This window comes from Desertimonas flava (genome assembly GCF_003426815.1).
In the GTDB taxonomy this organism is placed as follows: Bacteria; Actinomycetota; Acidimicrobiia; order Acidimicrobiales; family Ilumatobacteraceae; genus Desertimonas; species Desertimonas flava.
Window position 1 is genome coordinate 1 of record NZ_QKYK01000058.1, and the last position, 10294, is coordinate 10294.

10 protein-coding genes and 1 pseudogene are annotated in these 10294 nt (G+C 70.7%); 8 read left to right on the forward strand and 3 right to left on the reverse strand.

What is annotated here, in order from left to right; translation table 11 throughout:
• The 3 genes from DN771_RS28625 to DN771_RS28635 form a co-directional block, all read left to right on the forward strand.
• A partial coding sequence (locus tag DN771_RS28625) for a 2-oxo acid dehydrogenase subunit E2 (protein WP_162942536.1) occupies positions 1-808 on the forward strand: 808 nt, incomplete at its 5' end.
• Positions 808-2526, forward strand: coding sequence for a lipoyl synthase (gene lipA / locus DN771_RS28630; protein ID WP_117000995.1), 1719 nt, complete (start codon positions 808-810; stop codon positions 2524-2526). The genes DN771_RS28625 and lipA, both read left to right, overlap by 1 nt.
• A 78-nt stretch (positions 2527-2604) precedes the next feature.
• Complete coding sequence (locus DN771_RS28635; RefSeq protein ID WP_205528825.1) at positions 2605-3723, forward strand: M24 family metallopeptidase; 1119 nt, start codon at positions 2605-2607, stop codon at positions 3721-3723.
• A 19-nt stretch (positions 3724-3742) separates the two neighbouring features.
• On the opposite strand, the gene DN771_RS28640 is transcribed toward DN771_RS28635, so the two are convergent.
• Positions 3743-4420 (reverse strand): hypothetical protein, encoded by a 678-nt coding sequence (locus DN771_RS28640; protein WP_117000997.1) that lies wholly within the window; start codon positions 4418-4420, stop codon positions 3743-3745.
• 125 nt (positions 4421-4545) lie between these two features.
• Here DN771_RS28640 and DN771_RS28645 point away from each other — a divergent pair, with 125 nt between their 5' ends.
• The 5 genes from DN771_RS28645 (at position 4546) to DN771_RS28665 (ending at position 9804) form a co-directional block, all read left to right on the forward strand.
• A complete protein-coding gene (locus DN771_RS28645; protein WP_117000998.1) occupies positions 4546-5418 on the forward strand; it encodes a hypothetical protein in 873 nt (290 codons plus the stop codon).
• A 37-nt stretch (positions 5419-5455) separates the two neighbouring features.
• A complete protein-coding gene (locus DN771_RS28650) occupies positions 5456-7045 on the forward strand; it encodes a serine hydrolase domain-containing protein (protein WP_162942537.1) in 1590 nt (529 codons plus the stop codon).
• A gap of 228 nt (positions 7046-7273) precedes the next feature.
• Complete coding sequence (locus tag DN771_RS28655) at positions 7274-7852, forward strand: HdeD family acid-resistance protein (protein ID WP_117001000.1); 579 nt, start codon at positions 7274-7276, stop codon at positions 7850-7852.
• A 36-nt stretch (positions 7853-7888) separates the two neighbouring features.
• Positions 7889-8785 carry an acyl-CoA thioesterase gene (locus DN771_RS28660; RefSeq protein ID WP_117001001.1) on the forward strand — a complete coding sequence of 299 codons (897 nt, stop codon included), beginning with the start codon at positions 7889-7891 and terminating at the stop codon, positions 8783-8785.
• A complete protein-coding gene (locus DN771_RS28665; protein WP_117001002.1) occupies positions 8782-9804 on the forward strand; it encodes an LLM class F420-dependent oxidoreductase in 1023 nt (340 codons plus the stop codon). Before DN771_RS28660 ends, DN771_RS28665 begins: the two co-directional genes overlap by 4 nt.
• 6 nt (positions 9805-9810) lie before the next feature.
• Here the strand turns inward: DN771_RS28665 and DN771_RS28670 are convergent, their stop codons facing one another.
• Together DN771_RS28670 and DN771_RS28675 are read right to left on the reverse strand one after the other, a co-directional pair.
• Positions 9811-10032 carry a hypothetical protein gene (locus tag DN771_RS28670; protein ID WP_117001003.1) on the reverse strand — a complete coding sequence of 74 codons (222 nt, stop codon included), beginning with the start codon at positions 10030-10032 and terminating at the stop codon, positions 9811-9813.
• Positions 10033-10106: 74 nt separating this feature from the next.
• Positions 10107-10294: pseudogene (locus DN771_RS28675) on the reverse strand (IS110 family transposase); the annotation flags it as partial.

The window sequence follows — 10294 nt, forward strand, 5'->3', positions numbered from 1 at the left end:
CGCAACCGCCGCTGCTCCGGCGCCTGCTGCCCCGGCCCCTGCCGCTGCTCCGGCGCCGGCGCCCGTGGCGGCCGCGCCGCCGGCCACGGCCGGCGAGCGCGACGAGGCCGTCGCCCTGTCGAAGATCCGTCGCCTCACCGGCACCGCGATGAACGCGTCGAAGGCCACCAGCCCGCACGCCTTCAGCGTGGTCGAGGTCGACTATCACAACGTCGACGTCACCCGGAACAAGGTGAAGAGCCAGTGGAAGGCCGACGAGGGGTTCAGCCTCACCTACCTGCCGTTCATCAGCCGGGCCGTCGTGGACGCCCTCGGAGAGTTCCCGCACCTCAACGCCAGCGTCGGTGCCAACGAACTGGTGGTGCACAACTACATCGACCTCGGCATCGCCGTCGACCTCGACTACAACGGCCTCATCGTCCCCGTGATCCGTTCGGCCGAGGACAAGCGACTCGGCGCCATCGCCCGCGAGATCTACGACCTCGCCGGCCGGGCCCGCTCGAAGAAGCTGGGCCCCGACGAGATCAGCGGCGGCACGTTCACGATCACCAACAACGGCTCGGCCGGCTCGGTGCTGACCTTCCCGATCATCAACCAGCCGCAGGTGGCGATCCTCTCCACCGACGCGATCGTCCGCAAGCCGGTCGTCGCCGCCTTGCCCGACGGCACCGAGGCGATCGTCGTCCACCCGGTCGGCAACCTGGCGATGGCGTGGGACCACCGGGCGTTCGACGGTGCCTACGCCGCCGGCTTCCTCGTCCGGGTGAAAGAGATCCTCGAGACGAAGGACTGGTCCACGGAGCTCTGATGAGCGGGCAGGGGCTTCGGGTCCGCTGGCTCGGCACGGTTCCGTACCGCGAAGCGCTGGCGGTGCAGCAGGCCTTGTTCCGGCACGGCCAGGAGCAGCATCTGCTGCTCCTCGAGCATCCCCACGTCTTCACCTATGGTCCGCGTGCCGAGCTCGACAAGAATCTGCGCTGCATCCCCGAGCAGGTCGGCGCCGACTTCGTCGCCGTCAGCCGGGGCGGCGACATCACCTATCACGGTCCCGGCCAGCTCGTCGGCTATCCGATCCTCACGGTGGCCAACAAGCTCGGCGCCGGCGCGCACGTGCGCAACATGGAGCAGCTGGTGATCGACACCCTGGCGGCGTTCGGGGTGTCCGCCGGTCGGCTCACCGAGTACCCCGGTGTGTGGGTGGACGCCGACGGCCCCAACCCGCGCAAGATCTGCGCCATCGGGGTGCGCCTGAAGAACGGCCGAACGATGCACGGGTTCGCGCTCAACGTCAGCACCGACATGACGTACCTGCGCGAGCACATCGTCGCGTGCGGCATTCCCGATCGCCCCGTCACGTCCCTGCGTGAGGAGGGTGTCGACGCCTCGATGGAAGAGGTCGTCGGTGTCCTTGCCGGTCTGGCTGCCCAGCGATGGGGCGACGGCGCGCCGGTGGATCGCCAGGACGTGGCATGGCGGCACCGCCCCGAGGATCTGGCGCCGTTCTCGCGCGGCAGCGGACCCGGGTCGATCGTGCCGGCCGCTCCGTCGTCGGCCGGCAGCGTGACGACCGCTCCCGCGGGCGCCCAGCGGCCGGATGCCACGCCCGTCCATCTGCGGCGGCGACTCGACGCGGCCGGCGTGGTGGGCGGCCTGGCCATCAGCACACGCAAGCCCGACTGGCTCCGCCCGAAGGTGCATCACACGGCCGAGGTGCTCGAGCTCAAGCGCACGATCCGCTCGCTCGACCTCATCACGGTCTGTGAGGACGCCGGCTGTCCGAACCTGTCGGAGTGCTGGGCCGACGGCACGGCGACGTTCATGGTGCTGGGGGAGCGGTGCACCCGGGCGTGCGGGTTCTGCCTCGTCGATACGCGCAAGCCCGAGGCCCCGGCGGCTGACGAGCCCGAGCGGGTCGCCGAGGCGATCGAACGGATGGGCCTCGAGCACGCGGTGCTCACGATGGTGGCCCGTGACGACCTCGCCGACGGTGGCATGGCCCACGTGGCGGCGTGCGTCGAGGCGATCCGCCGGCGTCGGCCGGCGACGCGCGTCGAGACGCTGATCTCGGACGCCCGCGGCGACGGCGCGTCGCTCCGCACGCTGTTCACGGCGAAGCCCGACGTGCTCAACCACAACATGGAGACCGTGGCCCGCCTCCAGCGGGCCGTGCGCCCGTCAGCGGGTTACGCGCGCAGCCTGTCGGTGCTCGCCCGCGCCAAGGCGGCCGGACTCGTCACCAAATCGGGCTTCATGGTCGGACTCGGCGAGACCGACGCCGAGGTCGAGGGACTGCTCGCCGATCTCGCCTCGATCGGCGTCGATATCGTCACGATCGGCCAGTACCTCCGCCCGACGTCGAACCACATCCCGGTCGACCGTTGGGTCGAGCCGGCGCAGTTCGACCGCTGGGCCGAGGTCGGCGAGGCCCTCGGCATCGGCCACGTCGAAGCGAGCCCCCTCACCCGGTCGAGCTATCACGCCAAGCAGGCGGCCGCCGGCGCCACTGCCGTCCCCGCACCGGCCTGAGCCCGTCTTCTTGTACTGATCTCTCGTCACGGGTGATCAGAAATCAGTACAAGAACGTGGGGTGATTGAATGGGCGGCGTGAGTTCCTCGCCTGCTGCCGACCCCTCCATGTACGCCTCGCGCCTCGAGCGGGTGCGGGAGGCGATGACCGCGCAGGGGATCGACGTCACGCTCGTGTCGGTCGGCCACGACCTGCCGTACCTCACCGGCTACCTGGCGATGCCGCTGGAGCGGGTCACCATGCTCGTCCTGCCCCGGGACGGCGAGGCGACGCTCGTCGTGCCCCAGCTCGAGGCGCCTCGCGTGGTCGAGCAGCCGGGGGCCTTCGCCATCAGGCCGTGGTCCGAGACCAGCGATCCGATCGCCCTCATCGCCGAGCTGGCCGGCTCGCCGGCGACCGCCGCCATCGGCGACCAGATGTGGGCGCGCTTCCTCGTCGAGCTGCTGCCGTCGCTCCCCAACACCAAGTTCTCGCGTGCCGTCGATGTGATCGGCCCGCTGCGCATCGTCAAGGACGCCGCAGAGATCGCCGCCCTCCAGGCCGCGGCCGACGCCGCCGACCGCGTCGCCGCTCAGCTGCACGCCGGTGAGATCGCCCTCGCCGGGCGCACCGAGGCCGCCGTGTCGGCCGACATCTCGGCGCGGCTCATCGCCGAAGGTCACGACGTGGTGAACTTCGCCATCGTCGCGTCGGCCGCCAACGCGGCCAGCCCACACCACCATGCATCCGACAAGGTGATCGCCGACGGCGAGATCGTGCTGTGCGACTTCGGCGGGACGATGAACGGCTACTGCAGCGACATCACGCGCTGCGTCCACCTCGGAGAGCCGCCGGCCGACATCGCCGAGGCCTACGCCGTGCTCCACGAAGCGCAAGCCGCAGCGGTCGCTGCCGGAACCGTCGGCACCCCGGCCGAGGAGGTCGATCGCACGGCCCGGCGGATCATCCGCGACGCCGGCTTCGGCGACTACTTCATCCACCGCACCGGACACGGCATCGGCATGGAGGAGCACGAGGACCCCTACATCGTCGAGGGCAACGGGGCGCCGCTGGCGGCCGGACACGCGTACAGCGTGGAGCCCGGCATCTATGTGCCCGGACGCTGGGGCATGCGCCTCGAGGACATCGTCGTGGCCACCGACAGCGGGCCGCAGCCGCTCAACCGGGCGAACCACGACCTCGTCGTACTCGGCTGAAGCGCTCGACCCGGGGTCGTCAGGGGCCGATCTCGAACTGGCGCTCGTCGGCCTCGTCGGAGTAGTCGGTGAGCGTCACCTCGATGTCGGACGCGATCAGTCGGGTGAGCACGCCGTTGTCGAGCACGCAGTAGGTGCTCGTCGGTGTGCTGTTCGGCGCCGACGCCGGCGGCGAGAAGGCCAACGTGACGCACGTCACGGGGGCGCCGTCGAGATCCTCGGTCGATGCCTCCGGCGCCCGGATCGCCAGCCCGGCGTCACGGCGGAGACGGGCCACGAGGCTGGTGCCGAAGAAGTCGTTCGTCATCTGGGCGTCACTGACGCGCTGCGGGACGATCCTGGGCTCGCACTCGCCGTTGGACAGGTCGCACGTCCGTCCGCTCGTCTGCCCCGGCTCGACGATGAAGCGTATGTCGCCGATCGTGAGCGACCTCCGGTTCGGCTCGGCCTGCGTCGTCGTCACCTCGATGTCGGTGCCGTTGAACGGCAGATGGACGTCGTAGTCGGCGGCATAGACGGCGGTCGGCAACTCCGCGAGACGGGAGAGCACGGCGTCGACGGCCTCGTTGCCGGTGGTGGCGAGGTCGGGGCGGAGTTCGGCTCGGGTCCCCGTGGCGCAGGCACCGAGGCCGATGGTGACCGCGATGGCGGCGAGCGGCAGGGTCCGTCGGGCCGGAGATGTAGCAGGACGGACCATGTCGGCGCTCAGCGTACCGAGTCGGTCTCGGCCCGGCCGACTCCCCCCGGCGACGGCGAGTGCCCGCCCGGCGGTGACCGACGCCCAGGGGCCGATCGGGACCGGCGCCGTTAGCCTCCTCGGCCGTGATCCGCCTCGACGCAGCGACCGTGCTGTTGCAATGGGCCGTCGGCGGGATGTTCTTCTGCTGGTTCACCACGAGGCGCCGCGAGGTGAGCCTGGGCTACGGCTGGCTCCTCCGTGGCACGTACGGCGTGTTCGCCGTGGCGGCGTTCGTGGTCGCCCTCCTCGTCGACACCAATCCGGTGCGGGACGTCGCCGCGCTCACGATGGCGGCCGCCTGCTTCGTGATCTTCGGCGTCTCGTTCGTCCAGCGCAAAGCGGGTGTGCGGGGCCAGCTCGCCGAGCACGACCGGCGCACGGCCCGGGTCGCGGCGATGACCGGGATCCAACGGACGGGGCAGGCGGGCGCCGATGCCGGAGAACCGGTCACGGCGCGCCGTGAGTTCGAGCCTGCCCTCGACCTGGTGCCCGTGGCGATCGGCACGGTCGGCCTCGTCGCCGCCTCGTTCGACACCGGCGGCCCGGTACCCCTGGCGCTGCTGCGAACGCTCGTCAGCGCGGCGTTCCTCGGGGTGATCACCGACGCCATGCTGCTCGGTCACTGGTACCTCACCCAGCCCGGTCTCCCGCGCCGTCTGCTGCACGAGATGGTCGACGCCGTGGGCTACGTCTGGCCGATCCAGGTGATCGCCCTGCTCATCCCGACGGGCATGGTGAGCGTCTGGACCGGTGCCGTGGACGACGGTTGGGGTGGCGTCCTCGGATGGTTCTGGGCGGCCTGTGCCGTCGCCACCATCATCCTCGTGTTCGTCGCCAAGGCGGCGCTACGCGAGCGCGAGTACTCCGCGGTCATGGCGGCCACCGGTCTGCTCTACCTGGCGATCCTCACCGGATTCGGCACCGACCTCGTGGCCCGCGCCGTACTGTCGGGGTGACGGCGGCGGCGGCGGGCCAGCCGCGATGATGGATCTGGTGCGACGGAGGGCCCGTGGGGCGATCGTGATCGCCGCGGCGGTCCCACTCGCCGCGGCGGTGGCCGGCTGCAGCGCGTCGCGGCCCGACGCGCGGCCCGTGATCACGACGAGCGTGCCGGGCGCGGCGTCGCCGGGTACCGAGACGCCGGGTACCGAGACGCCGGCGCCGGACACCAGCGGCACCGCCGTCACACCGTCTCCGGCCGCCACGACCACGATCGCCACCGGCGCGGCGACCGAGCCCGATCTCTCCACGCCGCCCGTCACCACGACCGCGCCGCCACCCGCGGAAACGGTCGGCACCGCGTCAGCGACCACGTTCCCCGGGGAGGCTCCGGCGTCGACCCTCGCGCCGATCAGTGACTCGCAGTGGGCCGCCGTCGACGCGTACCTCCAGGACCGACTGCTGGGGAACGGCGACTTCGCCTACTCCCTCGCCGTGAACATCGACGGCGAGGCGGCGCACCGGAGTGCCGGCGGCGTGCGCAACTCGCCCGACATGGAGGTTCCGCCGCCGGCCACCGATCCGCCCGCCACAGGAGACGCCCAGACCACCACCGTGGCGACGACCACCACGACCACCGTTCCCGGTCCACCGCCGGAACCGGTCGACGTCACCGACCGGTTCCGCGTCGCCAGCATCTCCAAGGTGATCACCGGCACGGTCGTCCTCCAGCTCGTCGCCGATGGGCAGCTCCAGCTCGACCAAGCCGTCGGTGCTGCGCTCGGAAACCGGCTGGGCGTCGACGTCGCCGGCCGCCCGGTCGAGCAGGTCACCGTGCATCAGTTGCTCTCCCACACCGCCGGGTTCGGCGTGTTCGACAGAACGTTCTTCCGGGGCGGAGCGTCGTCCTGCGACGAGGCGGGTCGGATCGGGCTGTCGGAGGGGATCGAGAACCAGCCGGGCACCACGTACCGCTACTCGAACATGAACTTCTGCCTGCTCGGGATCCTCATCGAGATCGTCACCGGTCAGCCGTACGAGCAAGCCGTCCATGATCGGCTGCTCGACCCGCTGGGTCTGAGCGGCATGCGCCTGGCCGGAACGTTCGACCCGCGGCCCGACGAGGTGGTCCATCCGTCGTTCCCCGGGCGGGTCTACATGGAGGCGCTCGGACCGGCCGGCGCCTGGGTGGCGACGGCCGCCGACATCGTGACGATCGTCGACTCCCTCGACAACACGAAGCCCGGCTTCCACCCGCTTCCCGACGAGTTGACCACCCTGATGCGGCGACAGGTTCCGGGCATCGTCTATCGCGACCCTTACTCACAGTGGTACGGGCTCGCCACGATCGCCTACGCGAACCAGTCGTGGGGCCACACGGGCACCGTGGAGAACACCCACTCGATGGTCGTGCACCGCCCCGACGGGATGACGTGGGCCCTGCTCGTCAGCGGCAACTATCCCGAGGAGTCCAGCGACCTCGCCGCCATCTTGCAGGACGCCATCGACCAGGCCGGTATCGCGGCGCCGGCCCCGACCACCTCGACGACGACCACCACCACCACGACCACGACGACGCTCGCTCCGACCACCACGGTGGCTCCGGTCGCCGGGGAGACCACGACCTCGACGACGTCGCCCTGACGCCACCCTGCCGCCACCTTGCCGCCGCCGACACCGGTCGCTGCCGCCGCTGACACAGGTCGTGGACCGGAGCTCTCGGGCGATGTGTCCGACACCTTGTCCGCGATGAGGCAAGATGCCGGGCGTGGACATCCTGTACACCACCGTCGGCCACGCCACCGGGGACGGGCGTCACGGCCCTGACCCGACCGGGAAACGGCTGGATGTCGCCGTCGAGCGGCCGGAGAGATGACGATGCAGGTGCAGGGGTTCTCCCAGACGTTCGTCACGCCGCTGCTGCGCCGTTGGGGCGTCGTGGTGGCGCTCGGCGTCGTGATGGCGGCGATCGGCCTGCTGCTGTTGGTCAACCTCTTCGATGCCGTCAAGACGCTCGCCGTGCTCGTCGCCCTCGGGCTGGCGGTTGCCGGCGTCGACGAGTTCGTCGAGGCCGACCGGCACCGGGTGCGCTGGCCCTCCTACGTCCTCGGCCTGATCTGGCTCGCGACCGCGGTCGTCGCCATCGCCTGGCCCGGTGTCACGCTGTGGGCGCTCGCCGCCATGGTCGGCCTCGGCTTCATCGCCGGCGGACTGGCCGAGATCGCCTTCGTCGTCTCCTATCGGCGCGCCCTGCCGATGTGGGGCGTGTGGCTGCTCGACGGCGCCTGCAGCGTCCTGGTCGGCATCCTCGCCCTGGCCTGGCCCCGGGCAACCATCCTCGCCCTCGCCATCCTGCTCGGTCTGCGCGTGCTGTTCCGTGGCATCTCGACCATCATGTTCGGCCTCTCCCTGCGCCGCATCTACCGCACCACCCAGGCCGTCCACAGCTGAGGGTCGTCTGCGGTGGCGTGCGACAATGCCACCGCCATGGATACCCGAGCATTCATCGGGCTCGAGCCCACCCACAACCGCTTCCGCTGGAAGCTGCCGGTCACGAGGGGGATCTCCACCCCGGGCGACTTCATGTTCGGCGGCGTCGGGCTGGCCGCGGCGATCTCGGCGATGGAGGGGACGTCGGGACGACCGTGCGTGTGGGCGACGGCGCAGTATCTCGCCTACGCCCGGCCCGGGCAGATCGTCGACATCGACGTGCGTCTCGCCGTGGAGGGCAACCAGATCACCCAGGCCCGGGCGGTGTGTCATGTCGCCGACACGGAGATCCTCACCGTCAACGCCGCGCTCGGGGCGAGGGAGTTCGACCGGTCCGGCCAGTGGGAGCGCATGCCGCTCGACGTCCCCCCGCCCGAGTCCTGTGGTCGCCGCCCGCGGAACATGATCGTCGCCGGCACCATCTCGGACCGGCTCGACGAGCGCCTTGCGGTCGGCCGCTCGTTCGACGAGCTCGACGGCACGGAGGGTTCGGGACGCACCCTGATGTGGGCGCGGATCCCCGACCTCGTCGGTCCGCTCGATGCCGCCGGCTTGGCCGTGCTCGGCGACTTCGTGCCGATGGGCGTGGGCCAGGCGCTCGGCATCCGCGGTGGCGGCAACAGTCTCGACAACACGCTCCGCATCGTCGATCTCGGTCCTGGTCACTTCGGATCGGATGGCTGGGTCCTGCTCGACATCACCGTGCAGGCGGTGGCTCGCGGTTTCGGACACGGCCTGATCCAGATGTACGCCGAGGACGGCACGCTGCTGGCGACGGCGAGCCAGAGCTGCATCGTGCGGTACTGGAGCGAAGCGGCCGATCGGCTAGACCCTTCACGGGCGGGCGACCAGGACCCCGCCACGAACGATGCCGCCGGGAGAGACAACGAATGAGTGAATCGACGACGCCGTCAGCTGGCTTGCCGACGCGACCGGGCATGACCGTGCCGTTGCCGGGCCCGCTCCACACACATCGTGAGCGGCTGAGCGAGCTCGTCGAGCTCGGGTACACCGACATCTGGTCGGCCGAGGCCGACGGCGCCGACGCGTTCACGCCGCTCGCCCTCGCCGCGGCGTGGGAGCCCCGGCTGCGGCTCGGGACGGCGATCGTCCCCGCCTATACGCGCTCGCCGGCGTGCTTCGCGCAGTCGGTGGCGTCGTTGGCCGATGCCGCTCCGGGCCGCTTCGCCATCGGCGTCGGCACCTCGAGCAATGTGATCGTCGAGCGCTGGAACGGGGTGCCGTTCGTCGAGCCCTACAAGAAGGTGCGTGACGTCGTCCGGTTCCTCCGCGACGCGCTGGGCGGGGAGAAGGTCACCAAGGCCTACGACACGTTCGAGATCAACGGGTTCCGGCTCGGGATCGTGCCCGAGCAGCAGCCGCCCATCCTCATCGCCGCCCTCCGCGAGGGCATGCTCCGCCTCGCCGGGCGCGAGGGCGACGGGGCGATCACCAACTGGTTGTCGGCCGAGGACGTGGCGCAGGTGGCCGGCGTCGTGCTCGATGCCGCCGGTGGGGAGCCACGCGAGCTGGTCGCGCGCATCTTCGTGTGCCCGAGCGAGAACGCCGAGGCCGTACGGGCCGGCGCTCGCTTCGCCATCGCCGCCTATCTGAACGTACCGGTGTACGCCGAGTTCCATCGCTGGCTCGGCCGGGGCGAGGTTTTGCAGCCGATGTGGGATGCCTGGGCGGCGGGGGATCGCAAGGCCGCGGTGGCGGCTATCCCCGATTCGGTGGTGGACGAGCTCATCGTGCACGGCAGCCTGGACCACTGCCGGGCGCGCATCCAGCAGTACTTCGACCACGGCGTCACGACATCGACACTGGCCATCCTTCCGCTGGATCGTGAGCTCGACCATTGGGAGGCGGTCCGCGGCCTCGCCCCGGCCGCCTCCTCCGCGGACGCCGGCTGACAACGGTCACGCCGCCTTCCCGGCGGCTCGGGCGCCGACGGTGGCCCGTTCGGTGCCGATCTTCGTGGGCCGGGGCGTGGGGTAGCGGGCCTCGAGCCGGGCCTTCAGCTCGGCGACGTGGCGCAGACCTCGACGGCGGGTGGCCTCGTCGATGCGGAAGCGCTCGTCGACGTTCGTGGGGACGAAGAGGCTGAGCTGCTGGGCGGAGTTGCGGGCAGATGTCTTCATACACACGAGTATGAAGAAGGGGTGCTACAGAGTTTCTGGATGCCGTGCTCGGAGGTGGCGCAGCGATGGCGGGGTCAGGCGGCCGGTTCGAGGGTGACTTTGACGCCGAGTTGTTCGAGCTGGTTGACGAGTTGTTTTTTGCGCCGTTCGGGGTCGAGGCGGCGGTTCCGGTAGTTGTCGCCCATCTCGTTGTAGGCGGTGTGTTCGTGGAGCATCCACCAGATCACCACGAGCAGGTGGTGGCCGACAGCGAAGACCGCCC